Raw genomic sequence first — 24,356 nt, 5'->3', positions numbered from 1 at the left:
ATATTAGTGTGGTCTATCTCCTCCTTTGATGTTTAAAGGGGGAATGAATGCCATTTTTTTCGCAACTACCAGATATACAAACACTTCTAGCCACCATTGACGACTGGATATGGGGGCCACCGCTTCTTTTACTACTCACCGGTACGGGGCTCTTTTTTACAGTACGGTTAGGGCTACTCCAACTCCGTCGCCTGCCGTTTGCGCTCAAGCAAATCTTTAAGCCGTCGAACGCCAAAACCCAAGGGGATGTTTCAGGGTTTGCGGCACTGTGTACAGCCTTATCCGCAACCATAGGTACCGGAAATATCATCGGCGTGGCCACCGCCATTTCTCTTGGGGGCCCAGGGGCACTGTTTTGGATGTGGCTCGCCGCCTTTTTGGGCATGGCGACTAAGTACGCCGAGTGTCTACTCGCGGTGAAATACCGTGAGGTCGACCATAAAGGCAACATGCTTGGTGGACCCATGATGTACCTTTCTAAAGGTGCCGGTAAACCCATTCTCGCCAAGCTCTTTGCTTTATTTGGACTGGGAGTGGCATGCTTTGGCATAGGCACCTTCCCACAAGTGAACGCGATTAGCAGCGCGGCGACCCACCTATTTAATATCCCAACAGCCGTTGTCGCAGCTCTGTTAACCGTGCTCGTCGCCTCAGTTACCTTGGGTGGCGTCAAATCCATTTCCGCCGTCGCCGCCAAAATTGTGCCTGTTATGGCAGTGCTTTATGTAAGCGCGTGCTTATGGGTCCTCGTGGCAAACGCCGAACAACTACCACAAGCAGTCAGTCTGGTGTTTGAATCTGCTTTCAACGGCATGGCCGCAACTGGAGGCTTTGCGGGTGCCGGCATGATGCTTGCGATTCAATCGGGTATTGCACGTGGGGTATTCTCTAACGAATCTGGCCTCGGGAGTGCGCCCATCGCCGCGGCCGCAGCAAAAACAGACTCCTGTGTTGAGCAAGGCTTAGTATCAATGACTGGCACCTTTATCGATACGCTGGTGATTTGTACCATGACAGGACTGACCTTGATCCTAACGCAATCTTGGTCTGGGGAGCTCGCAGGCGCCGCCATGACCTCACATGCGTTTGCGGTAGGGATGGAAAGCAGTGTTGGTCCGGTGCTGGTCAACATTGGCCTATTGTTTTTTGCCTTCACCACCATTTTAGGTTGGCACTATTACGGCGAGCGCTGCGTCGCGTACCTGTTTGGCAAAAAAGCCATTTATATCTATAAGCTATTCTTTATCGGCTTAATTGCATCCGGTGCCTTTATTCAATTGAATACGATTTGGATACTGGCCGATATCGTCAACGGCTTAATGGCGATTCCTAACTTGATTGGTTTATTGCTGCTGCGCAAGGTGGTCATTGCGGAAACCCAAGCTTACTTTGCCACACTAGACAACCGGACTCGCGCAACCAATGTACCGAGCCAAGAAAACAACGCCGTTGTTGATGCACAGTGAAAGTGATTAGCGACTCGCTAAGAAGTTGAACAGCAAATAAAAAAGCCGACGTGTCAACACGTCGGCTTTTCTTTTCTGCTCATTGTTCGCGTTCACGCATTGCATCGCGTTTACGCATAAAACGGTTAGGCGTATTGACGCTGCGCTTCATCAATACCCAGTTTGCCTAAAATCGCACGCGGGTTGACGAAATTGCTCACACTTACGTCGTGTTCGACTTTATCGCCCACGGCGACAAATTCGTAATTTAGTGACTGCGTGGCTTGTTTATCCCACACCCCATCACCAAAATAAATGCGCCGTTCAAAATGGACACCGTAATCTTGTTTGGCGCGGAACGCAGCCAATGCCATCACTTCGCTACGACTCATCGCATCTGAACACGAAGAAAAAACAATGCCATCAATATTAAAACCAGCGGCTTTAAGCTTCATCCGTGCGGTTTCTTCCCAACCTCCTGTTGCTATCGCCAAGGCAACGGTCGGCATATGACGCATCTCATCAATAAATGCTACCGCACCTGGCAACGGCTTTAATCCGTGGTTAGCAATTGCGCTGGCCAGTTTATGCGTAAACACGCGCTTAATTTCTCGAAACAACATGATCTTTTCGCGCTGAAGATCATGACTATCAATCAGCTCTTCAATGATCCCCGCATCGGTGACATTGGTGTAGCCACCCCAATCATCCGGCACCGTTAAACCGGTAACTTCATAAACAGCTTGACTAAAACACTCGTGGTCCATTTGGCAGCTATCGACCAGCGTGCCATCCACGTCTAACATAAATAAATTTTTCACGCGCATTTCCTCAAACCCCGTTGCGTCCCACAAGCGACCGACTTGTGATTTGATCTGGCGCTTTGCCGTTCTTTGTCTTGGATCCCTAGCCAACACAACGGGCATTATAACATTATTTTTACATTTTGAACGACTATCGGCCGCTATCATACGCCCATGCTCACGCAGCGCAACTGACCACGCCACGTGCAGCGACATCAACAAAATTTTTGAACAAGTTTAACGAATCTGTACGCTGGTGTTCATTATGAAAGTCTCTAGACTACATCGAGTCAACAAAACAACCTCATGGGCAAAACGCCATAAACTGTAAGGAGAGACGCATGAAAGCGCTGGTACTGAAATCAAGTATTCTTGGCCCCTACTCAAGCTCAAACGCTGTGATTAACAGTGTGGTGGATGAGCTGTCTCCAGACACGCTGATTGAGCGCGATCTTGCTTCTACCCTATTGCCGGTTCTCACTGGGGACAATGTGGGCGGCCTACGCGGTACAGGTGAACTCACTGATGCCCAGCAGCAAGTTCAGCAAGCCTCAGATCAGTTGATTGAAGAAATTCAGCAAAGCGATACCCTAGTGATTGCTGCGCCTATGTACAACTTCACTATCCCCGTGCAACTCAAAGCTTGGATTGATCTCGTTGCCCGTGCGGGGGTGACTTTCCGTTACACTGAAAATGGTCCCGAAGGTCTACTGAAAGGCAAGCGTGCCATTGTGGTCACCACACGCGGTGGGATGCACAAAGGGGGCACGACCGACCATATCACGGGTTACATGCAGACCGTACTTGGCTTTATTGGGATCACCGACGTCGAGTTTGTTTACGCCGAGGGGCTGGCAATGGGCGAAGACACTGCAAGCCAAGCCATTGATGAGGCCAAGCAAACACTGAAACGCTTAGCGTCTTAGCGGCGGATAACGCATGCTTTTGGGTGTTCGCGCGACGTGAACGAACCGACCTTTCCACCTGCCTTATCACGATAGCCTGCCTGCGTGCAGGCTCTCATTATCGATCTTCACTGCTGACTGCCTGTTTTTATACGCACCAGCGCTTCAATATGGCGCCGGTTAGCTCAGGATTGGTGATACGCGATGCCAGTGTTACCATACTGGTTTATCGCAGGATTTTGCGCCTGCTTTCTTATTGACCAAGTTGGATTCGATTGTGACAGACGCCGACCAGCCAAGCTTTTTTTTCTACGATTTTGAAACATTCGGCACCCATCCAGGTAAAGACAGGCCTTGCCAATTTGCTGGCGTTCGTACCGACAGTGACTTTAATGTCATCGGTGAACCCTTAGTCCTGTACTGCCAACCACCCAATGACTACTTACCGGCTCCGGAAGCCTGTTTGGTCACCGGGATTACACCGCAGCTGGCACTGAAAAAAGGCTTATCCGAGCCGGAGTTCATCGCGCAGATCCATACAGCCTTCTCGCAACCCAATACCTGCATTGTCGGGTATAACAACGTGCGCTTTGATGATGAAGTCACGCGATACACGCTGTACCGCAACTTTTTTGACCCATACGGCTGGAGTTGGCAAAACGGTAATTCGCGCTGGGATTTGCTCGATGTAATGCGCGCCTGCTACGCACTGCGTCCGGATGGTATTGAATGGCCCCACGATGACAACGGTAAACCTAGCTTTAAACTAGAAAACCTTTCTGTTGCCAATGGTATAGAACATAGCGACGCACACGATGCGATGGCGGATGTGCACGCGACCATAGAGCTGGCGAAAAAGGTCAAGGCGGCACAGCCACGGCTATTTGATTATTTGTTAAAACATCGGAATAAAAACAAAATCAAGCACCTGATCGATGTGGTGAATATGACACCTCTCGTGCATGTCTCTGGCATGTTCGGCACCGAGCGAGGCAACACCAGCTGGATTGTGCCCGTTGCTTGGCATCCTGATAACCCTAATGCCGTGATTACTGTCGATCTGGCCCGTGACCCGGCCCCTTTGTTTGAATTGGACGCTGATACGTTACGCGAGCGCCTGTATACCCCGCACCAAGACCTCACGGAAGGACAGTTACCGGCACCACTTAAACTGGTGCATATCAATAAATGCCCCGTTCTCGCCGATGCAAAAACATTACGACCAGAGGATGCTGCCCGACTCGGTGTGGATCGCGAAGCGTGCTTACAACACCTAAAAGCATTGAAAGCCGCACCAGAATTACGCGAAAAGCTCGTTGCCGTGTTTGCCGATACCAAGCCTTTCAACGATCAGGACGTGGATACGGCCCTGTATGCGGGCTTTTTCTCGAAAAGCGACCGCAGTGCGATGGACATCATCCGTGCACGCGATCCTGAGAATCTTGCAGCCCTGGATCTCAGTGTTGATGACTGGCGCATTAAGCCGCTGTTATTCCGTTATCGCGCGCGCAATTACCCGTGGACACTCACCGAAGCCGAGCAGCAAAAATGGTTTATGCATCGACGTGATTACTTTGAAACACACCTTCCTGCTTATATGGATAACCTGCAGCATCTCGCTGAACAGCACCAAGCTGAGGAGGATAAAGTTCGCGTTTTAAAAGCGATTTACCACTATGTGGAATCACTGGTTGGCTAACACTGGCACGGTTGCTAAAGACGCATCGCGAATACACCGTCCGGTCAGTAAGGCGACCGACCATCACTCCGACCTTAGTCTACCTATCAGGTAGCGGTGGTGGACAGGTTTGGTCGCCTTTTATTTTTAACGTCATGTTTTTTAAGTTATTAACTAGCAATGCTGACACACTGCCCACTTTGTCCTACCAAAAAAAAGATAGCTTGACCAGTTGCAGTTCTGTGATTTGAGTCCACACTTTTAAAAAGGATGTTGTTTGGAGTGTGGGCAATGATGACAACAAAAGTAGATACGCGCTGTTACCGCTTTCCCGAGGTTGATTTTGAACCAGAAAGCCGTACGTTATATTGGGCCGATGACACGATGACGGTTCTCTCTTACGAAGAGTCTCGTTTACTCGAGATGCTTTGCTACTATGCCGGAGAGGTACTCTCTAGCCGCACCTTATTCAAACAAGTGGCCTTGCCCGACAGCTCATTTGCCCAGCATCAAAGTGTGGTGACATCATTAATGGCCAAATCCTACCGCAACGGCAAAAAATGCCTTCCCTTTGAAGTAGTCGGTGAATTTGGTTTTCGTGTGTCGCTTCCGCAGCAAACACTTGCCAAGCGTCCAGGACGAGCAGCAAACGCTGCATCGCAGACACCTCCACCGTCTTTAACGCACTCAACGACCATTGAAGAGTCGTCGTTTAGTATCGCTAAACCACTCACGATCCTGGTCACGGCAGCGGCGGTCATTATTGGCATGACAGCATTATTGACTCAAGCTTAGCGTGTTTGATGCCCGTGGTGCGCCACGGGCGTGTCGTGTTAGGTCGTCGTTTTTGCTTTGTCCATTGGCTTTAAAATCTGAGAGAGAGATAATGCCACGCCGCTATTTACCGCTTCTGTTGTTTATCACGCTGCTCAGCCTCTCCACCCCTACCCGAGCCACCATTGAACAAACCTATGTCGCACACCTTGGCGAACTACCTGGCTTGATCAATTTGGATGGTAGCGGCGCGTTTGTCGATTTCGTCCGCTACCTTGATGAGCAAGACCCTAGCACCAAGATTATTATCGAGGTTTTCCCTATTCATCGCGCGATAAACAGTGTCGCACAAGGGCGAGCCGACTTTGGTTTACCCGCGGTGCGTCCGACGCGGGAAGTGTCCACCTTGCCTTTCGACTTTAGCGAGGTGTCATTTGGCCAGGTCACACATGTCCTTTACACCAATAAAGCGCTCCCGCTCTCGGTCAAAGCGCTGTGGGCAACCCCCTCGCGCTATACCATTGAAGCCGTCCCCTACTATATGCCTTTTAAGGTGCAACGCTCGCACAGTATTAAACAATCTTTGTTGCGCTTGGCCGCGGGGAGAATTGATGGTTTCGTTTGGGCGCAAGAGGAAGCTGACATGGCACTTAAAGAGCTAGGTTTAACCATGATCAAACGCGCACACTTTGCTGACTTCCACGATGTCTTCATCATTCCTAAGGGCGAAGCGGGCCGAGAAATCGATGCGTATCTCACACGACTGATTACTCGCTTGCGTGACCAGGGCGATCTCGCGCGTGAGTATCGTAAGGTACATCGCCCCTATGTCGATTGGCAGCCATAATGCATCAACCGTCTTTCGGCTCGCGGACGTGTCTGCCTACGCACGTCGTCATGATGGCCACATTAAAAGGCATAAAAATATTGATGTCACTCTAACTTTCAGCAACAAATCCGCTCTTGCAAAACATGCGTGACATTACTCACACAATTATTGAAAAGGCTTCTCTACACTGTCCTCCCGTTAACGATAAAGAAGAGATGCTATGCGAACCGCACTAACTGACGCACTGACACAATTACCCGACGCCCTACAAAGCGTTGTCTCTGATTGGATAAATGACGCAAACTTTGGTGCTACCTTCACACCAGAGCAGGTGGCGCAGATGGAATCCGCCAGTGGCCTTAACGGCGCCGCACTGCGTCTTGCTTTATTGCCTTTGGCGGCGGCCTATGCGGTTACCCCCATTTCTCAGTTTAATGTTGGTGCTATTGTCCGTGATGAAAGTGGCACCCTGTATTTAGGCGCAAACATTGAATTCACCGGGGTGCAGCTAGGGCAGACAGTGCATGCCGAGCAATGCGCTATCAGCCATGCTTGGACAAAAGGGGCAAAACGCCTCACCGATATTACGATCAATTACAGCCCATGTGGTCACTGTCGGCAGTTCATGAATGAGCTCAATGGCGCTGAGTCCTTGATCATCCAGCTGCCACAATCCGATCCGAAAGATTTGCACACCTATCTACCCGAGCCGTTTGGTCCTGCCGATTTGGGGATTGACTCTCGTTTATTGACTGACGAGTCCAATCAATTATCAACGGATGATATCGATATCCCATTGCTAAAAGCCGCCGCTGACGCCGCTAACCGCAGTCACGCGCCCTACTCAGGTAACTATAGCGGGGCAGCGGTTGAAACCAATGATGGCGAATTTTTCTCTGGCATGTATGCCGAGAACGCGGCTTTTAACCCAAGTCTTCCGCCTCTTCAGGTTGCATTAATTGCGGTCAATATGGCGGGCTACCATTGGACAGACATTCGCTCTGTTGCGTTGGCCGAAATGGCAACGAGTACAGTCAGTCACCTAGCCGATACCCAGGCAACACTGGATGCCATTGACCCAGATATTCCCTTAGTGTATTCAACCCGCTAAGCGCGCTCCTTATTTGTCCGGCCCTCAGGGGATTTCAGGTCGCCCTGAGGTCGGATTTGCGCTACTATCCGTGCGTCTTTTTTCGGATAGTCACGGCAATGAAACAGATTCATAATCCACTCCAAGGTGCGGCCTGGATGCTGACCGCAGGCCTGTGTTTTGCCCTCGTTAACAGCCTGTCTCAGTACGTTAGTTTTAAAATGGGCTTACCCTCTACCACGGTTGCCTTCATTCAATACGCCATCGCCTTGGTTGCGATGATCCCCTGGTTGAAGCAACTCGGGATCCGTCAAGCACTCAAAACCCAACACCTTGGTCAGCATTGTCTGCGAGTGTTTATCTCCGTGATTGGCATTCAACTGTGGCTGTGGGCGCTGGCCTACCCAGTGCCCATTTGGCAAGGGATTGCGCTATTAATGACCTCACCGCTATTCGCAACGGTAGGCTCTGGGCTGTTTTTACGAGAGCGAGTGGGGATCGCGCGCGGTCTTGCGACGCTCGCTGGGTTTTGCGGCGCCATGATTATCCTCGAGCCTTGGTCAAATGCGTTCACTTGGGCAACGTTATTGCCTGTTGGTGCGGCGTTTTTCTGGGCCACCTACTCGCTGATGGTGAAACGTTTATCCGTTTATGACCCTCCCACCACCATGGTGGTATATCTACTTTTGTTGATCACGCCCTTTAATTTGCTACTCGCCGTGCCTGATTGGACGCTCCCTCAGACATCCACTGCTTGGTGGATGTTATTTGGCGCCGGCATACTGACCGCCCTCGCACAGTGGGCCATTGCCAAGGCATATGCTGTTTCCGATGCCTCTTTTGTGCAGCCTTTTGATCACGCTAAACTCCCTCTTAACGTCCTCTTTGGTTGGCTGGTGTTTAGTTGGGTTCCACCCGGCCGACTGTGGTTAGGGGCAGGTATTATTATTGCAGCGGTCTTTTTTATTACTCACTGGGAATCACGCCAATACACGCAGGCACAAAATAAGCTCGCATAGTCGGTTTGCCAGTTTCCACGCTTTCTTGCCCACTAAGACGGCTGCTTACGCCGTCAAAGAGCGTGCGACGTCAAAGAAAAGGGGCCGTCATGGCCCCTTGACACATTCTCACCCACATCGGCCACTACGACGCCGCTGCTTTGATTAACCACACTTGTTCACCACGCTCGCCGTCGGGTTCCGTGTGTGTCTCGAGCAAACTGATGTCTAAGCCTTGGAACGCCTCTTCTACCACCGACGCATCAATGGAAAATGGCGGCGTGTCATCCGTTTGCGGATAAAATAAGGTAATCAGCAGCAAACGCCCTCCAGGTGCCAGCAAGGTTCGAATATGGCTGACATACTGCGCACGCATAGCAGGCGGCATGGCCACCAAGGCGGCGCGATCATAAATCAATGGCATAGGACTCAGGCGCGCGGTAAAGAAATCGCCATTGATCAGCTCCAGTTCATCAAAACAATAGTGCATATGCCCTGACGGTGCGCGATAAACCTGAGGGGTATATAAGTTTTCCGAGAAAAACGCACGCACTGCGATCTCACTAAGCTCGACGCCAATCACATGCTGATGTTTTTCAGCAAGCCAGTTGAGATCGATCGACTTTCCGCAAAGGGGCACCAAAACCGTTTCGTCACTTTGTGGGGCCAGTGATGACCAGTGGCGGATAAGCATCGGGTGTACCGTATCGCGATGAAAGCCTATTTGGTTTTCAGCCCAGCGCTGATGCCAGAACGCTTGTTCCATGCTCTCTCCAACGTGATGAAAACGGTGATTTTAGCAAGTTATTTCCCCAAACTCACTAACGTCGAGACTCAGGCGCGTTAGACGCTATTATCGATCTTGATCACAAACTAGCCACTAAGTGACTTGCGAGTGACGCCACAAAACATTACTGTTTAAACATACAGTATTGATTATATATACAGGTTTTTTATGTACGTGACGTCTAATGTGTCAAATCAAGCTAAGGTTCAGTCTCCCGCGCGTGTCACGCCATCATCTTGCTATCATGCTGCTTTTACCGCCGCCACACAGGTAAACGCACACTGGCAAGCGACCTTACGCGCGATTGCACTGCAAGCACGCCAGCCCAAGTGGGTCACGATCATTAATCCACCTCGCGCTTTAAATGCGGCACAGCTTAGCCTCTGGGGCATTAATGCGAATCAAGTACGAGTGGTCCATCGCCAAGCAGGGTACGATGATGAAGCGCTTATTGATGCGGCGTTAGCGGCTGACACCTCATGTGCCATTATCGCCTTTACCCCAACAGACAAGCCGTTCAATTACTGTGAGCAAAACAAACAAGGGATCGCGCGCGTCGATCCCGCCTTTATCCAGCGTCACTAATTCACGCAGTATCAATAAGTTGGGATCATGGCTGGTTAGGATTGAGGATTAAGACCTGAGGGTAGCGTTAGACGAACCCATTCACGGTTCTCATTGCTGTACTCAATTTGCGCATCGGTTTGCTGGCTAATCGCCTCCATTTGTCGATATTCAAGGGCATAAGGCATTAAAATCGTTAGCTCTTCAATGCCTTGTTGACGCGCAAGACGTGCCAGCTGCACCAAATTGGCCGTATCGGTGTTACGCACCGACATCACGCGAGTGGCTTGCTGGTATAGCTGCTCTTGTGCAGAAAGCGGAGACGCTCCATCACTGGCTTGATGTTCAAGCACAGTCGTAAAGATGGGTAATAAACTGCGAAAAATATCGGTAAACGTCCAGTTTGGTTGCTGACTCTCACACAAAAAGTGGGTGTAGTCGAAAACGACTTCTGTGGGCGCTTTCAGCTGGGTTGACAGCACATCCATGGCTTACCTCCAGACAGAAAATGAAATAGACACTCCCACTATAGGCAGTTTTAAACGTATGTCTGGAAGATCGTACAGTATTTTGCGCTTGATCATGCTTTAGCTAAGGGAATGCGCAATAAAGACAAACTTTATTAACACAATAAAAACAAATAGTTGATAATAGAAAAGTTTGTTTACCCTAGCATCACAATGCGGGGAGAAAATCAGACAAGAATATTGGTGAGTCGAGTGAACATCCGCTTACGTATCAAATACCATCATCAAACACGTAAGCGGATGCGCAAAGGGATCAACAAGCTTTGTAAATCACCTTGTTGGCGGCGACTTGAACACGCTCAACGGCGCCTTCTTCAGTCAATTTTTTCAATGCGCCTGTCGCCCAAGAAGCCGCTTTCGTGTCTTCTTGACCAGCCGCAAGGCCAATCCCTTTTGGATTAATGCCGTCAGGGTTTGCTTGAACAATCTCGAGTACTTGCTGTTGCTTTGGCGTCAATGAAGAGGCTGAGCTCGCCACCGGTGCCTTAGCGGCTGGTTTTGCTGCTGGTTTCGCAGCGGCAACCGGTTTTGATTTAACCGGACGCTGACGTGCTGGCGATGATGCCTTAACACGCTTGTTGAGTTTAAGTTGTACCTTACGCTTGTGAGAGATTTTCATTCAATCATCCTACTCCGACGCACTACGTTCAGGCTTGCTGAATGCAGCGGGTGAAAAACAAAGCGCGTGTTATACCAAATTTCCAGCCACTTTTGTAGGTAACCGCCCCCTAATAGGCGCAAAGATCGTGATATTCAGCGATAAATGTTTACCAATCCAGTGATTCTTAGGCAAACTAATCAGACACTATGCGCGTATATTTAACGGGTAGTTTGTAAAAAAGACGGGGCGGTTTTGCCACCTCTTGCGAAGAATGGATGATCATGGATGCTTTAAAGACGATCAAAATCTATCCTCCTCAATTTGAAGCGGCGCGCTGGAGCATGTTAGCCGCCATGGCGGTGGCGTTTCTTTTGATCTGCTTTTTCCTCGTCCAACCGACGCTCTCGCTTGGCCAGGGCTTATTGGGCTTGGCGGCCATAATTGCCATTTTTTATGCCGTTAACCAGTTGCTTCAACGTGTTCAGCTCTCTTTTTCATTGTCATTTATGCACTTACAGCACCATAGTTTTCGTGGTGGCTGGGCGCTTAAGTGGCGAAACATTGAAGCCATTGGCATCCCGCACCTCCACCGGCAAGGATTAGGTGAACCGCTTCCATGGGTTGGAATAAAAATTAAGCGTTACGATGCGCTCTTAGACAGTATCAGCTTGCGAATGGTAACCCACATTATTATGACGCAACGCGCATTACTCATCACTGCGTATCGGCGTGGAGACCATAAACCCAGTAAACCGCTAGAAGACATGATGTTTGATGACACGCCGTATCGGGGAAGCAACGGCGTGCTATACAAAGGGTTGATGGCCATGCTGGCAAACCGTATGCGCTATACCAGAGAGTTACTCGGGTACGATTTGTTTGTCAGCGAAGACTTGCTCGATAGACCCCTCGAGGACTTTGTTGGCGTCGCCCGGCGCTATTTGGCCGCTGCCAGCGGTGATGACTAAAGACTAGCCTTTAGCATCAGATAGCAGCAAAAGGCCGGCTGTTCTCAACGGTAGGTTAGAACGCTCCCGTTAAAAAGGGGTTCGTTTTCCGCTCGTGACCCAAGGTCGATGTAGGGCCATGGCCAGGGATAAAGGTCACATCATCCCCAACCGGCAGCAAGGTGTGTTTGATGGCGTTGATCAAGGTGGCGTGATCCCCTTTGGGAAAATCAGTTCGCCCGATACCACCGTTAAACAGCACATCTCCTACCCAAGCGGTTCGCCCTTCCAGATCGACAAACACAATGTGGCCAGGGGTATGTCCAGGGGCAAACAACACCGAGAGCGTACTATTACCCACGGACACGGTGTCACCTTGTTGTAGCCACTGATCAGGGTCAAACGGCTCAGCGTGCGCGAAACCAAACATTTGGGCTTGTGCCGGCAACGCTTGTAGCCAGAAAGCATCTTCCTTGTGCGGTCCCACCACAGGGACATTTAACGCGCTAGCAAGCTCAACAGTGCCGCCAACATGATCTAAATGGCCATGCGTTAGGAGGATTTTCGTCACCGTCACTTCGAGCGAATGAATGACTTGGCGAATTTTAGCAATATCCCCACCGGGATCCACGACAGCCGCCTGTTGCGTTTGGTCGCACCAAATAATGGAGCAATTTTGCTGAAATGCCGTGACTGGCACAATTTCATAATGCAACGCCATGGAGTTAACCTTCTCTTTGTCTGTTCAGTGACGCAATAACACGTAATCCGTGACACGCCCTCAGGTTTTGAATCGTCAATATGCGCCTCACTATGCCACGCTGTCATCAGTTTGCAACTATGCTGCCAAGGAGGTGTCACTTTTACTATCTAGGCTAACGTCAGGATATCTGGATAAATCAGATGCGCATTTTTGCATGCAGGGTTGCTTATGTTAGATGTTGATAAAGTTCTATCGTCTCATTATCCCCAACTAGAACAGCGTGACTGGCTAAAACGTCCCGTCAGTAGAACCCTTAAACGGTTACTTCATGAGCAGGAGTTTCAAGCCTTTGCTGAGCGGTATCCTCATCTGCAAGGGTTTGAGTTTGTTGAACAAGTGCTCGACTACTTTAACTTTAGCTATCGGGTGAGTGATCGCGAGAAAGAGCGGATTCCCGAATCAGGACGTGTCGTGATTATCGCCAATCACCCTATCGGCTCGCTGGATGGACTGGCGCTGTTAAAACTGGTGCGCTCTGTCCGACCGGACGTCAAAGTGATTGCTAACGATTTATTAATGCAGGTTAAACCGCTCCACGTTTGCTTGTTGCCCGTCAACAATATGGGGGGATATACCCCGAAACAGAACCTACAAAACATGACTCAGTGGCTGGAAAATGACGGAGCAATCATCATTTTCCCCGCCGGTGAAGTGTCACGGGTGGCGCCAACCGGGATCCGTGATGGCGCCTGGCACCCTGGCTTTTTACGCATGGCAACCAAATCAAAAGCGCCCATTCTCCCGATTCACGTCCAGGGCCGTAATTCAGCCCGTTTTTATGGCGCATCCATGGTATATAAGCCGCTCTCTACCCTGTTGCTCGTCGAGGAAATGTTTCGCCAAGAGAACAATACCATTGCTTTTACCGTCGGCGAATTAATCCCACACCACAGTTACAGTGCTACTGCCTCCCTGCCCGTCAAAACACGCGTTAAGTTATTCCATAAGCACTTGTATCGTATTGCCAAACGCAAGCCTGGCTTGTTTCCCACAGAGACAGCCATCGCCTCTCCCGAGCCTCGTTTAGCGCTTAAACAAGCCCTCAATGCTGGCCAGCAACTCGGACAAACACCGGATGGTAAACTGATTTACTTACTCGACTATCAAGCAGACTCCCCTGTCATGCGCGAGATTGGACGATTACGTGAAGTCGCTTTTCGTGCTGTGGGAGAAGGCACAGGTCAGCGACGTGATCTCGATAAATATGATCAGCATTACTGGCATTTGGTCCTTTGGGATCCCGCCGAACTCGATATTGTGGGCGCCTACCGCTTATGTGACACCCAAGCGACGCTCACCGCCCAAGGGATTGATGGGATCTATAGCGCGAGTTTATTCGATTTTGAGCAAGGCATGCAGCCGTATCTTGCACAGGGGCTGGAGCTGGGACGTAGTTTTGTGCAACCTAAATATTGGGGCAAACGGAGTTTGGACTATTTATGGCTTGGTATTGGCGCTCTGCTCGCGCAGAAGCCACAATACCGTTATCTGTTTGGTCCAGTCACCATCAGCAACGCCATGCCACAGGCGGCTAAAGAATTACTCATTTTCTTTTACCGTACCTACTTTACTGGCGAGAGCGAGTGTGCACGCTCTAAACGCCCCTTTGAACTGGCAGACAGTAAAGAAAGTGAGCTTCTGGGTCACTTCTGCGGGAACGATTACGCCAAAGACCTTAAACAACTTAAAATGCTACTCGATCACTTAGGCGTTGGGGTCCCCACCTTGTATAAACAGTATAGTGAGTTATGTGAACCAGGTGGTGTCCAGTTCCTGGACTTCGGCGTGGATCCTGACTTTGCCGATTGTATTGATGGTCTTGTTTTGGTCGATCTTAAGCGCTTAAAACCCAAACGCTATCAACGCTACATTGCCCCTCACCTGAGCCACCAGCCTAACGCTGATACATCTCGTTGAGCTAACGACAATGGCGTGACTCGCCTATACCGACATGAAGAGAGAGCCGCGGTTATACGCGGCTTCCTAGTGACTATTGCGCTTGCATCTGCACAGAATGACGCTGCTGGGTTAAATAACTAGGCTCTTGTGTGGTGATCTTACGTTTTGCAGGGACATCATAGGCATACACGTCATCACGAAAGGCCAATTCCCCTTCATCAGTGACCCAAGCCGTCTGGTAAATGGTCTGTACCGCTAAACGTTTTTTGAGCGGTACCCACTTGGTCTGGGTTTTATCAATATAGTACTGGTAGTCGGTCAGCTGCTTACCCGATAAATCCAATAATAAGTCCGCCAGTTGCTCCGCTTGCTCGACACGGATACAGCCGGAACTAAATGCACGCCGTGACCGGCTGAATAAACTTTGCGCTGGCGTATCATGCAAGTAGATAGCATTACGATTGGGCGTGTTGAATTTGTATTTTCCGAGGGCGTTGCCTCGACCTGGTGCCTGCTGAAGCCGGTAGGGAAATCCGTCGACTGACACTTTTTGCCAATCAATCGAGCTAGGGTCAATCTGGGTGTCACTTTGCCAATTGGGCAAAATACGATATTGATGTTGAGACAAATACTCGTGCCCATCAACCAGCTTGGGCAAGATATCTTTTTGCACTATGCTCCGAGGCACATTCCAGCTTGGATTGAGTACCACAGAGTCGAGTCGTGACGAGAACAGGGGCGTGCGTCTCGATTGGCGTCCGACCACCACTTTGCTCTCGAACACATTCTGATCGTTAGCCCACAGGCGCATACGATAATCCGGGATGTTGACCACAATGCGATCCGGTTGTTGCTGGGGCCATAACCGTAACCGCTCCGCATTAAGCGCCAGCAGCCGGATCCGCGCCGACGCATCTAAATTAAGCCATTTCAACGTTGACGGGCCAATGATGCCATCCACACTGAGTCCGTGTTGTGACTGAAACCGTTTAACGGCATCGAGTAGATCGCCACCATATTGCACCGTTTTACCATCCAGTGCCTCTAACCGTTGACTGTCCCCCCAATATCCCTGCACCCGCAGATTATCAACTAAGTTGAGCGCCAAGGGGATCGCTACCGCTTGGTCAGGGTAAATCAATCCATCGCTGGTCACGCTGGGCCACACTGAGCGGGCTTGACGTTGCAAGCGAACAATCTGCTTAATCAGCGCGGTATATTGCGGATGCTGAGGCCGAAGCTTGCGCAGAAAAGCGGGCAACGCCGGCCCCAAACCTGCTTGAAAAAAGGACGCTCGCTGAGACTCGGAGGGCTCGGGCAGTGGCGTGTGATGCAAAGAGCCAAAAAACCAACGCATACCTTTATCGGACACCGCATCCAGGTAACTCATCAAGGCATACGCGGTGTCGGTAGCAAAAATATCATACGCGGTGTCGCTACCCTGCTGGCGGAGTTGGCGAAGTTGCCACGCGCGCCACTCAAATTCCGGACTGAAGCTGGCTAATGAAATCACATTAACTTGCGTTGCAAGCTCGTCCCGCGCTGCATCCTGGGTCCAAAGCAAAGAAAAACCATTATCGAGATAGTCTTGAGTCAGCGCTGAGGGATAGGCCAAAACAGTGGCATCGGGGGCGGCCGACTCCAGCCAGTCGCGCGCATACTGATAGGCGCGTTGACGATGATCGTCAGCCGACAGGGTTTGCTCAACCGACGCCGCTTGATCTGAGGCCGAATGCGCCGAGGTGGATGGTGCCAGAAATCGCATGCCACCGGCCTCGATCGCCTCATTTGCCACAACGGGGTTTACCCAAAAACAATATCCTATCAGAAGGTTAGCCAACCAGGCACCGTGCCTTCTCACCATACGCCCCTCCTCATCCATGCTTTAATTATGGCAAATTTTGCCCCCGTCTCGACAAAATCATCGCCTGATTTTTTCTCGCCCCCCAACCCGCAATGAAACAAAAAGCGGCAGCCTCTCCAGACTACCGCTTTTCACGCTACCATGCTTTCATTACACCAGCGTTATCCAATGATTATCCCATCGTACTGGCGTCATCTGATAATCGGGATGATGTGCGCTATCAAGGGTCACCATTTTGCCGCCCCCTGAACTTAAGTTGATCACATCACCGTCACGACTGGCACCAGAGGCATCCACTAATGGATGCAAACCTATCATTTTTTTCGTGTCTAATGACCAGACACCGTAGCAATTGCCTCTGGGTGAGGTCGCCACCACCCAGCCATTGAGTGTCGCGATACTCGCCACATAGTTGTTAAATCGAGCCCATTGCTCAGGGGTAGCATTGAGCATTTTCATCGGCTCACCACGACGGTGAATGGCCACCAAGGGGGCATTATCCTGACCATGGTATTGCTGCCCCGTCACCACATAGCCTTCATCTGACACCATCAAATGACGAATACTCAGCTTTTTATTGGCTAATTCAGCACGCTCAACCACCTCACCCGTGTCGATGTCGATGTACACCAACGCCGGTGACATTGAATCGATGTTTAGCACGGTGCGGCCATCGGTATGCATGCCACCGACCCCCACCACCAGTGTGTTCGCATCCGCCAGCGCGATTTCATGAGGACCAATCCCAAAGCCGCTTATCTCACGCACTTTTTTCACCTGGCCGTGCTCGCTCAGTCGATAAACACCGACCACGCCCTCGCTGGTTTGACGTTTTCCTTCAGTGGTATATAACCATTGACCATCATCAGAAATCACGCCATGGCCGTAAAAGTAGCGTTCTGCGCTGGCCGTTACCTGTGACAACGTCACGCCACGTTGATAATCAAACACCTGCATGAAATGACCGGGCCGACGCGCAAATGCCACACCCAGTGTCCCAACCTCGCGACGTTGGGCGGCGACACCATGACCGCGCGCGGGTAAAGGAAGACGGAAGACGGGCTGTCCCATACGGTCAGCGCCGACAACCGCGAACGTTCCATCACTGCTCAGCGCGCAGCCGAGTAGCTCACAACGCGCTGACGTGCTGTTGCCACGACAACCACTCAACGCATTCACCACGGTAGGCAGCGCCGCTCCCATCAGTGCCGCTTTTAATAGACGGCGTCGCTTTAAACTAGTCTCCATCTGATGCATTAAACCCGACGATAATACCTAAATCTTGCGCGACCTGACCGCCAAGCACCAACTTGAGATATTCTAGATTGTTATAGACGGTGAGCATGTCTCGATACCCTGCGACGCTATTTAGCCTGTCAAATAAGGGTTCGCCATCTTGTGGCACGCTGTTATATGCCAACTGCCAATGCTCGCTGACACGATCCGCGACCTCATCATAACCTCGCTCACGGAGGGATTGTTCAATGCCACCCTCAGCGTGATATTGGGTTTGCATCGCTTTGATGCTTTGGCGTAACAATGTAAGAGAGTGCCGTGAGCGCCACGCTTCACCTTGATAAGGGTTAGGAAAGCCCGGTTTACCCAAAGGGCCAGACAGTTTCTTCAGCACATAATCCAGCTGATGGGTCAACGCACCGAGCTTTTCTGATACCGCCATCGAAGGCGGCATGCCATGCCAAGGATTTTGCTGCCAAGCCGCATTGAGCGCAGATGCCGTTTGTTGCAAGCGAGCACTGACCGCCATCGCCACTTCACAGTGTTTCGGTTGACTTAAATCAGCTTGCTGATCATAAAGCAACCACTCCATCGCGCCGACGCCTTGCACGGCCACACTTTGCTCGGCCAATGCCTCCGCGGTCCACTGTGTATCACTGGCCAGCAAGGCATTAATTTTTCGCCCTGTGGTATTTTTTTTGTCAGGATAAAACTGAATACGCCAACTTTGCGCCAAGGCGTCCTCAGACCCTTTTTCTACCCCTTGTAACGGCATCCAATTGGCCATCACCGTCTTCCACGCTTGGCGCGCATCCTCAATGGGCGTATCCTGAGTACAGACCGATTGCGTGGTCTTAGCCAGATCCGCGGTCGCAGAAAGGAACTGCTCACTTCGCTGCTTTTGTAGTTGCCATAGGCCGTGATTAGGCCCAGTCTCGGTTTGAGATAAACACCCACCGAGTAATACCGTGGCGCTCAGAGAGAGCGCGGCGATAGGATTGAGTCGAAAACGCATGCGACAAGACTCCAGCATATTGTTGTTATAATGAACGTAAAAACGCGATCAATGCGTCACGCTCAGCTTTCGGCATCGCCAGCACACGCTGTTTCGCACTGGCGGCTTCGCCATCATGCCATAAAATGGCTTCCATGAGGGTACGCGCGCGACCATCGTGTAGATAGGTGGCATCCGCATTCACTTCTTTGGTATACCCAATGCCCCATAGAGGCGGTGTGCGCCACTCTCTGCCGTTGGCGATAAACTCTCCACGATGATCCGCTAGCCCCGCTCCCATGTCATGCAAAAGCAAGTCTGTATAGGGGTGAATACGTTGCTCGCTGAGCGCCTGAAGCGCTGGACGCTTTGCAGTGGTAAAAGACGCCACATGACACGCATTGCAGCCGGCTTGAACGAAGGTATCTTGTCCCTTTTTCACTGCCGGATCCTGCATATTGCGACGTGCTGGCACAGCCAAATGACGGGCGTAAAACTCTACAAACCCGAGGATATTGTCGCTGACTTCTGGATCACCACCATTGGGCATCTCGTCGCACACAGACTGTGACGGCATACAATTGTGATGAGGAAACATGGAGGTGGTTAATCCCACATCGCCATTGAAGGCCGCGGCGTTTTGTTGGTTAACCGTGGGTAGCCCTGCTTTCCAACCAAACCGGCCAAGCGCAGTGCGTTGTTTTTCGATATCCCACACTTGATTTGGTCGTCCAGAGATCCCATCGCCATTGGCATCATCAGGATCAGCCAGGGCGTAAATGTCTTCCGCAGGAATGGATTCCAACAGCCCCAATCCAATCATCGGAGGCGCAATCCGCGCCGACATCTGAACATTTTCTGCCATCGGCCCATAATTAAGATCGGTGATCGTTAAATGTGGCTTACGCAGAGTGACAGTCTCACCATCGGCAAAGGTCACGGGGACCGCAGAATAGGTAATGGCGACCTTTCCTTCTGGCTTCGCGCCTGGCAGTGCAAAGTCTTGCAACTGACCCCCATAATTTGGCTCGGGAATATTGCCATATTGGATCAATTTCTGCCGCTCTGCTTCGCTCATTGCCGGCACACTCAATCGCACCAACATAGACACGGCGTTGGTATCGCCAGGAGAAGGCGGATGCCCACGGCCGTCTTTAATATGACAATTTTGACAGCCATTGGTATTGAACAAAGGGCCAAGCCCATCACGCGCATCGGTTGAAGCCGGCGAACTCACCCAGGGGTTACGAAAAAAACTGTTCCCGACACTGAAGTCGATGCGCTCGCTCATGGGTAGGTTAGCGGCAGGTTGGGAGAAAGCGTTGGCACCTTCTTTAATCACCGTGGTGCGGCCACCAGAGGTGCGTTCAAAAGCAACCGCTGAAGCGCTCACCAAGGCACTGATGCCGATTGCACCGAGGTAAACAATGACTTTGGACTTCATGTTGTATCCTGACAAAGCAAAAAGCCCCGCGGCACGGGGCTTAACATCATTAGCGGACAATTAGAATTGATGGTCCGCGGTATCTGGGTTGAGATTATCAATGCCGATGATCTGAGCGGCTTTCTCAATGTGTTTGGTTTGGTCAACCAGTGCGGTAATGGATGCATTGACGAGTTGGTTACCGTCATTGTTGCCCGCCGCTATCAATTGATCAAAATGCACATTGTCTTCTTCCGCTGACACAACCAGCGTTTTGACTTGCTCACGCGCTTGGTCAAAGCTTGTCTTGATCGCGCTTGCCGCGTCAGTATCTTTGTCTTTGACCAAGTCGAGCACTGATGGCCCGGTCAATTTGCTGCCATCAACACGCTGATAGGTTCCCATCATGACATTATAAATGCCTTGCTCGTTATAAAAATGCGAATTGTGGGTATTATCAGAGAAACAATCGTGTTCGTCTTCGGTCGAGTTGGCTTCCAATGCCACCTTCATGCGCTCGCCGGCCAACTCGCCCAACGAGAGTGACCCCATACCAAACAGCATCTTACGTAAACCGTTCTCGCTCGAATCCGCCAATAGCGTCGCGCGATAGTTATCTTTATTACCTTCCGCCCACTGGTCGCGCATCCAGGCTAAATCATCCACCAAAAGATCGGCGGCCGCTTTCAAGTACTCGCGGCGACGGTCGCAGTGGCCGTTCGTGCAGTCTTCCCCGTAAGCAAAGTCAGAGTATGGGCGCTCGCCCGCACCTGGGTTAGTGCCATTTAAGTCTTGCCCCCACAGCAAAAATTCAATCGCATGATAACCGGAAGCAACGTTGGCTTCTGACCCACCTACCTCATTGAGACTTGCCAACAGTTTTGGCGTAATGTCAGCCACGTCTAAATCGGTCGCACCAATTTGAATACTCTGGTTGGCAATAATGTTTGCTGTCGCACCGGCATTCCCCAGCTCTGCTTGGTAACCGTCTGCCACATAATCAATCAAACCTTCATCCAATGGCCACGCGTTCAGCTGTCCTTCCCAATCATCAACAATCGCGTTGCCAAAACGGAACACTTCTGACTGCTGATAAGGGACTCGCGCGTCTAACCATGCTTTTTTTGCTGCCTGAAAGGTTTTTTGAGAGGGGCTGGCAGTAAAAGCCTCAATAGCGTCATCGAGCGCGACCGCTGTCGCGTGGGAGTCTGCGAATACCGCATGCGCGATATCAGCGTAATGTTCAACAACGTCTTCTTGCGTCGCCGCATTAACACCCAGAGGTGCGGCAAATAAGGAAAGCGCGATAAGGTTACGCTTAAAAGGGGTCATTTCCATAGTACTTTGTCCTTCGCTTTGATATGAACAGTTATGAGAACTATTATCGTTTGTATGCGAGAGATTCTAAGCATTATGTTACTAAATGCAACAAAGAATTGAGGCTATTATCAAAGCTGTGATCTCCACACTCTAAGCATGGTTTAATGCAACTTGTTGCAACGCTGATCCGACCTCTTGACTGCTTAAATTGATGACTATGTGGCACTTTTTGCGCCTGCTCACTGAAACAGCTAAAAATAACAATAAATTAGATTTAATTTGAACTCTAAGGGTTATAATAGACTGAAAGCACATTGATTATTTGATAGTGAAAAAAACCATAAAAAGTCGATTTTTCTCTCGATGCCTTTGCACTCCAACCGCGGGTATTGTAAGTTTCGTTGGCGATTTTTTCTGGTGGAGGTGAGTAAATGGAAAAACACGAAGAAGTACTGGTTGCGCTGCGGCAAATCATCCGCGCAATAGACCTGCATTCACGAAAACTTAACAAAGTATCCGGGATCACTGGCCCCCAACTTGTCCTAATGCGTGCGATTAAAGAGCTGGGCCAAGTGACCATTCGTAAGCTCTCGACCCATACCAATATGAGTCAGGCAACGGCAACGACCATTCTTGATCGTCTCGAAAAGCGCGGGTTGATTTTGCGTGTTCGCAGTGAGCTTGATAAGCGTAAAGTGCATGCCCACTTGACCGAGCAAGGGGAAGCGGCGTTAGAACAAGCACCCAAGCCCCTACAAGAAAACTTTATTTCACGCTTTCAAAGTTTAGATGAGTGGGAGCAATCGTTATTGCTGTCATCGGTACAACGTATCTCTTCGATGATGAACGCCGATGATATTGATGCGGCACCGATGCTAGAAGTGTCTGCCCTCACCTCACATAATTCGCAATTCCAGGCAAAAAAATAATGGTCTCCGGCGGGTAAACAGGATGTCTCCACCGGTCCACCTGCCTACTACGGCGTAGTAAAAGAAAGTGGCGTATTAAAAGCAAAGGACGTTCGCTTTTTGTCGCCATCAGTCATGCACTGGCTCTGCATGCGACACCCAGCCGCACCATTTACCGTATAGCAGTTTCCACTCATCCGTTATCAATGCGCCATATTGCCCCTATTCCGTCCCCAGACAATCCACAAAAAAAGACGGCTAATAGCCGCCTTATGGATTGAGAGTCAGTCAGTTACACGCTGTTATTTAAGGTACATTGTGTCCTTTTGACGCTACCCATATCCGATACCATTGCTCGCGCGTGAGTTTGAGGTCGTAAGCCGCTTTGGCTGCTTTGACACGTTCAATATTGCCCGAGCCAATGATCGGCAAAGGTTGAGACGGATGACGCATCACCCAAGCATAAATAACCTGATCGATCGTCGCACCACCGAGCTCTTCGCCAATAGCATGCAAGGTATCACGTACCCGCACAGCCTGCTCAGACTCGCCGTTAAACATCTCACCGCCTGCAAGACAAGACCACGCCATCGGTTTAATACGCAAGCGCTGTAACTGATCCAGGGTCCCGTCATGGACCACATCAAAACGTAGCGGGTTGATTTCAACTTGGTTGGTGACCAAGGATTCATCCCAACGAGACTGAAGCAGGTCGAACTGTGCAGGCGTAAAGTTAGACACGCCAAAGTGAGCCACCTTGCCATGATGACGCAACGTGGTGAATGCTTCAGCCACTTCATCCGCATCCATCAACGCGTCAGGACGGTGGATCAGTAACACATCCAGTTTTTCCACGCCCAAACGAGACAATGAGTTATCTACCGACTCCAAAATATGCCGGTAACTGGTATCGTAATGGTTGATTTTGCGGTTTGGAGCCGCTTCACTGACCAACTTGATATCGCACTTCGACACCACTTGGATATCGTCCCTCACGCTGGGATCAAGCTTCAGCGCTTGGCCAAACAGTGTTTCACAGCGGTAGTCACCATAAATATCCGCATGGTCGACCGTCGTCACCCCCAAATCGATATGCGCCTTAAGAAAGCTTAAACGCTGCTGCGGCGTCATTTGCCAATCATCCAGTCGCCAGTAACCTTGCACCATGGGCGAGAAAAACGGACCGACCGGAGAAATAGATGTCGCTTTAAACTCTGACAAAACGGATCCTTTATGCCGAGAAGTGGAGCTATCATGCTAATCCTATCTCCCGCCACCCTCAATGCCTTATCGAGCATTTTGTTAGCCTAACAGTGCGTTCGTTTGTTTTCGCGCAAAGGACAGCACTGTTTGGGTGTTAAATGTACGACAAGTGTTTAATTTATCACCAACACTTGGCGAATGCGGTGAACTTCGTTATCTTATGTCGCGCAAAAAAAGCGAAAAGGAAGCGAAAATGCTTATTCGACGCATGGAATTGCGTGATTGTGACGCGATCAATACGATTTATAATTATTACATTACACACACTGCCATTACGTTTGACTTGTGCCCATGGCAATTAGCTGAACGTAAACAATGGTTCGCTCAGTTTGATCCGTCCTCCTGCTATCAAGCCTGGGTGGCAGAGCAAGACCAACAAATCCTTGGCTTTGCTTACAATACGCCTTTCAATCCCAAGCAGGCTTTCCACATCGCCTCAGAAATCACCATTTATGCGGCCCCCGATGCCGGTGGCCGTGGGGTTGGCTCGGCATTAATGCAAACCTTGCTCGACGGAATGCGCGATAAGGCCCTGCGCCGCGCCTATTCTCTCGTCACGCTACCCAATCCAGCGTCATTGGCATTGCATCGTCGCTTTGGCTTCCAACAAGTTGGACAGCTAAATGATGTCGGTGAAAAATTTGGCCAATACCACAGTGTGGCAATGCTAGAGTGCGACCTAACGGTTTGAGCATGTTATTTCCCTATCGAATAAGCCCCCACCTCCACTTTACGCCA

23 protein-coding genes are annotated in these 24,356 nt (G+C 50.5%); 12 read left to right on the top strand and 11 right to left on the bottom strand.

Features of this window, described 5'->3' with window-relative positions; genetic code table 11:
* Positions 1 to 47 precede the first annotated feature (47 nt).
* Positions 48 to 1,466 carry a sodium:alanine symporter family protein gene (locus WN56_RS00830; RefSeq protein WP_046073168.1) on the top strand — a complete coding sequence of 473 codons (1,419 nt, stop codon included), beginning with the start codon at positions 48 to 50 and terminating at the stop codon, positions 1,464 to 1,466.
* A gap of 125 nt (positions 1,467 to 1,591) precedes the next feature.
* Here the strand turns inward: WN56_RS00830 and WN56_RS00825 are convergent, their stop codons facing one another.
* Positions 1,592 to 2,266, bottom strand: a complete 675-nt coding sequence (locus tag WN56_RS00825; RefSeq protein WP_231637370.1) for an HAD family hydrolase — start codon at positions 2,264 to 2,266, stop codon at positions 1,592 to 1,594.
* A 323-nt stretch (positions 2,267 to 2,589) separates the two neighbouring features.
* Between WN56_RS00825 and WN56_RS00820 the strand changes: the two genes are divergently transcribed.
* The 6 genes from WN56_RS00820 to WN56_RS00795 all read left to right on the top strand — a co-directional run bounded on the left by WN56_RS00820 (position 2,590) and on the right by WN56_RS00795 (position 8,543).
* Positions 2,590 to 3,174, top strand: coding sequence for an FMN-dependent NADH-azoreductase (locus WN56_RS00820; protein WP_046073166.1), 585 nt, complete (start codon positions 2,590 to 2,592; stop codon positions 3,172 to 3,174).
* Positions 3,175 to 3,430: 256 nt separating this feature from the next.
* Positions 3,431 to 4,852, top strand: a complete 1,422-nt coding sequence (gene sbcB, locus WN56_RS00815) for an exodeoxyribonuclease I (protein ID WP_046073165.1) — start codon at positions 3,431 to 3,433, stop codon at positions 4,850 to 4,852.
* 270 nt (positions 4,853 to 5,122) lie between these two features.
* A complete protein-coding gene (locus tag WN56_RS00810) occupies positions 5,123 to 5,626 on the top strand; it encodes a hypothetical protein (RefSeq protein ID WP_052707982.1) in 504 nt (167 codons plus the stop codon).
* Positions 5,627 to 5,717: 91 nt separating this feature from the next.
* The gene (locus tag WN56_RS00805; protein ID WP_046073164.1) at positions 5,718 to 6,452 is read left to right on the top strand and encodes an ABC transporter substrate-binding protein; all 735 of its coding nucleotides are present in this window, start codon (positions 5,718 to 5,720) and stop codon (positions 6,450 to 6,452) included.
* Between the two features lie 202 nt (positions 6,453 to 6,654).
* Positions 6,655 to 7,545, top strand: a complete 891-nt coding sequence (cdd, locus tag WN56_RS00800) for a cytidine deaminase (protein ID WP_046073163.1) — start codon at positions 6,655 to 6,657, stop codon at positions 7,543 to 7,545.
* A gap of 98 nt (positions 7,546 to 7,643) precedes the next feature.
* Positions 7,644 to 8,543: a DMT family transporter gene (locus WN56_RS00795; RefSeq protein ID WP_197075718.1), complete on the top strand. Its 900-nt coding sequence runs from the start codon at positions 7,644 to 7,646 to the stop codon at positions 8,541 to 8,543.
* A 124-nt stretch (positions 8,544 to 8,667) separates the two neighbouring features.
* Here WN56_RS00795 and WN56_RS00790 read toward each other — a convergent pair whose 3' ends face one another.
* Positions 8,668 to 9,288 carry a thiopurine S-methyltransferase gene (locus WN56_RS00790; protein WP_046073162.1) on the bottom strand — a complete coding sequence of 207 codons (621 nt, stop codon included), beginning with the start codon at positions 9,286 to 9,288 and terminating at the stop codon, positions 8,668 to 8,670.
* A 189-nt stretch (positions 9,289 to 9,477) separates the two neighbouring features.
* Between WN56_RS00790 and WN56_RS00785 the strand changes: the two genes are divergently transcribed.
* Entirely contained in the window at positions 9,478 to 9,894 is a 417-nt protein-coding gene (locus WN56_RS00785; RefSeq protein WP_046073161.1) for a hypothetical protein, read from the top strand.
* A gap of 35 nt (positions 9,895 to 9,929) precedes the next feature.
* Here the strand turns inward: WN56_RS00785 and WN56_RS00780 are convergent, their stop codons facing one another.
* On the bottom strand, positions 9,930 to 10,361 hold the full coding sequence (locus WN56_RS00780; RefSeq protein ID WP_046073160.1) for a hypothetical protein: 432 nt from the start codon (positions 10,359 to 10,361) through the stop codon (positions 9,930 to 9,932).
* Between the two features lie 292 nt (positions 10,362 to 10,653).
* A complete protein-coding gene (locus WN56_RS00775) occupies positions 10,654 to 11,019 on the bottom strand; it encodes a hypothetical protein (protein ID WP_046073159.1) in 366 nt (121 codons plus the stop codon).
* Positions 11,020 to 11,282: 263 nt separating this feature from the next.
* Between WN56_RS00775 and WN56_RS00770 the strand changes: the two genes are divergently transcribed.
* Positions 11,283 to 11,969, top strand: coding sequence for a DUF2982 domain-containing protein (locus WN56_RS00770; RefSeq protein ID WP_046073158.1), 687 nt, complete (start codon positions 11,283 to 11,285; stop codon positions 11,967 to 11,969).
* Between the two features lie 55 nt (positions 11,970 to 12,024).
* Here WN56_RS00770 and WN56_RS00765 read toward each other — a convergent pair whose 3' ends face one another.
* Positions 12,025 to 12,669 (bottom strand): MBL fold metallo-hydrolase, encoded by a 645-nt coding sequence (locus tag WN56_RS00765; RefSeq protein ID WP_046073157.1) that lies wholly within the window; start codon positions 12,667 to 12,669, stop codon positions 12,025 to 12,027.
* Positions 12,670 to 12,879: 210 nt separating this feature from the next.
* Between WN56_RS00765 and WN56_RS00760 the strand changes: the two genes are divergently transcribed.
* Positions 12,880 to 14,628 carry a GNAT family N-acyltransferase gene (locus tag WN56_RS00760; protein WP_046073156.1) on the top strand — a complete coding sequence of 583 codons (1,749 nt, stop codon included), beginning with the start codon at positions 12,880 to 12,882 and terminating at the stop codon, positions 14,626 to 14,628.
* 73 nt (positions 14,629 to 14,701) lie between these two features.
* Here WN56_RS00760 and WN56_RS00755 read toward each other — a convergent pair whose 3' ends face one another.
* From WN56_RS00755 to WN56_RS00735, 5 genes are all read right to left on the bottom strand, one after another.
* Positions 14,702 to 16,474, bottom strand: a complete 1,773-nt coding sequence (locus WN56_RS00755; protein WP_197075717.1) for a murein L,D-transpeptidase — start codon at positions 16,472 to 16,474, stop codon at positions 14,702 to 14,704.
* 150 nt (positions 16,475 to 16,624) lie between these two features.
* Positions 16,625 to 17,722 carry a DUF1513 domain-containing protein gene (locus WN56_RS00750; RefSeq protein WP_046073155.1) on the bottom strand — a complete coding sequence of 366 codons (1,098 nt, stop codon included), beginning with the start codon at positions 17,720 to 17,722 and terminating at the stop codon, positions 16,625 to 16,627.
* Positions 17,712 to 18,725: an imelysin family protein gene (locus WN56_RS00745; protein WP_046073154.1), complete on the bottom strand. Its 1,014-nt coding sequence runs from the start codon at positions 18,723 to 18,725 to the stop codon at positions 17,712 to 17,714. The genes WN56_RS00750 and WN56_RS00745 overlap by 11 nt, the downstream gene beginning before the upstream one ends.
* Before the next feature lie 25 nt (positions 18,726 to 18,750).
* Entirely contained in the window at positions 18,751 to 20,148 is a 1,398-nt protein-coding gene (locus tag WN56_RS00740) for a di-heme oxidoredictase family protein (RefSeq protein WP_046073153.1), read from the bottom strand.
* A 60-nt stretch (positions 20,149 to 20,208) separates the two neighbouring features.
* On the bottom strand, positions 20,209 to 21,465 hold the full coding sequence (locus WN56_RS00735; protein ID WP_046073152.1) for an imelysin family protein: 1,257 nt from the start codon (positions 21,463 to 21,465) through the stop codon (positions 20,209 to 20,211).
* Positions 21,466 to 21,878: 413 nt separating this feature from the next.
* Here WN56_RS00735 and WN56_RS00730 point away from each other — a divergent pair, with 413 nt between their 5' ends.
* Positions 21,879 to 22,376 carry a MarR family winged helix-turn-helix transcriptional regulator gene (locus tag WN56_RS00730; protein WP_046073151.1) on the top strand — a complete coding sequence of 166 codons (498 nt, stop codon included), beginning with the start codon at positions 21,879 to 21,881 and terminating at the stop codon, positions 22,374 to 22,376.
* Between the two features lie 285 nt (positions 22,377 to 22,661).
* On the opposite strand, the gene WN56_RS00725 is transcribed toward WN56_RS00730, so the two are convergent.
* Complete coding sequence (locus WN56_RS00725) at positions 22,662 to 23,522, bottom strand: aldo/keto reductase family oxidoreductase (protein WP_046073798.1); 861 nt, start codon at positions 23,520 to 23,522, stop codon at positions 22,662 to 22,664.
* Positions 23,523 to 23,811: 289 nt separating this feature from the next.
* Here WN56_RS00725 and WN56_RS00720 point away from each other — a divergent pair, with 289 nt between their 5' ends.
* Positions 23,812 to 24,309 carry a GNAT family N-acetyltransferase gene (locus tag WN56_RS00720; RefSeq protein WP_046073797.1) on the top strand — a complete coding sequence of 166 codons (498 nt, stop codon included), beginning with the start codon at positions 23,812 to 23,814 and terminating at the stop codon, positions 24,307 to 24,309.
* Positions 24,310 to 24,356 lie beyond the last annotated feature (47 nt).

The sequence above is a fragment of the Salinivibrio sp. KP-1 genome, assembly GCF_000968645.1.
Taxonomy (GTDB): Bacteria; Pseudomonadota; Gammaproteobacteria; order Enterobacterales; family Vibrionaceae; genus Salinivibrio; species Salinivibrio siamensis.
The sequence above is the reverse complement of the archived record's forward strand: the minus strand, read 5'-3'. Positions and strand labels throughout refer to the sequence as shown.

Coding starts and splice junctions, on each gene's coding strand:
- WN56_RS00830 (WP_046073168.1), top strand. CDS start 48: ATGCCATTTTTTTCGCAACTACCAGATATACAAACACTTCTAGCCACC.
- WN56_RS00820 (WP_046073166.1), top strand. CDS start 2,590: ATGAAAGCGCTGGTACTGAAATCAAGTATTCTTGGCCCCTACTCAAGC.
- WN56_RS00810 (WP_052707982.1), top strand. CDS start 5,123: ATGATGACAACAAAAGTAGATACGCGCTGTTACCGCTTTCCCGAGGTT.
- WN56_RS00805 (WP_046073164.1), top strand. CDS start 5,718: ATGCCACGCCGCTATTTACCGCTTCTGTTGTTTATCACGCTGCTCAGC.
- cdd (WP_046073163.1), top strand. CDS start 6,655: ATGCGAACCGCACTAACTGACGCACTGACACAATTACCCGACGCCCTA.
- WN56_RS00795 (WP_197075718.1), top strand. CDS start 7,644: ATGAAACAGATTCATAATCCACTCCAAGGTGCGGCCTGGATGCTGACC.
- WN56_RS00790 (WP_046073162.1), bottom strand. CDS start 9,288: ATGGAACAAGCGTTCTGGCATCAGCGCTGGGCTGAAAACCAAATAGGC.
- WN56_RS00785 (WP_046073161.1), top strand. CDS start 9,478: ATGTACGTGACGTCTAATGTGTCAAATCAAGCTAAGGTTCAGTCTCCC.
- WN56_RS00780 (WP_046073160.1), bottom strand. CDS start 10,361: ATGGATGTGCTGTCAACCCAGCTGAAAGCGCCCACAGAAGTCGTTTTC.
- WN56_RS00775 (WP_046073159.1), bottom strand. CDS start 11,019: ATGAAAATCTCTCACAAGCGTAAGGTACAACTTAAACTCAACAAGCGT.
- WN56_RS00770 (WP_046073158.1), top strand. CDS start 11,283: ATGGATGCTTTAAAGACGATCAAAATCTATCCTCCTCAATTTGAAGCG.
- WN56_RS00765 (WP_046073157.1), bottom strand. CDS start 12,669: ATGGCGTTGCATTATGAAATTGTGCCAGTCACGGCATTTCAGCAAAAT.
- WN56_RS00760 (WP_046073156.1), top strand. CDS start 12,880: ATGTTAGATGTTGATAAAGTTCTATCGTCTCATTATCCCCAACTAGAA.
- WN56_RS00755 (WP_197075717.1), bottom strand. CDS start 16,474: ATGGTGAGAAGGCACGGTGCCTGGTTGGCTAACCTTCTGATAGGATAT.
- WN56_RS00750 (WP_046073155.1), bottom strand. CDS start 17,722: ATGGAGACTAGTTTAAAGCGACGCCGTCTATTAAAAGCGGCACTGATG.
- WN56_RS00745 (WP_046073154.1), bottom strand. CDS start 18,725: ATGCGTTTTCGACTCAATCCTATCGCCGCGCTCTCTCTGAGCGCCACG.
- WN56_RS00740 (WP_046073153.1), bottom strand. CDS start 20,148: ATGAAGTCCAAAGTCATTGTTTACCTCGGTGCAATCGGCATCAGTGCC.
- WN56_RS00735 (WP_046073152.1), bottom strand. CDS start 21,465: ATGGAAATGACCCCTTTTAAGCGTAACCTTATCGCGCTTTCCTTATTT.
- WN56_RS00730 (WP_046073151.1), top strand. CDS start 21,879: ATGGAAAAACACGAAGAAGTACTGGTTGCGCTGCGGCAAATCATCCGC.
- WN56_RS00725 (WP_046073798.1), bottom strand. CDS start 23,522: ATGGTGCAAGGTTACTGGCGACTGGATGATTGGCAAATGACGCCGCAG.
- WN56_RS00720 (WP_046073797.1), top strand. CDS start 23,812: ATGCTTATTCGACGCATGGAATTGCGTGATTGTGACGCGATCAATACG.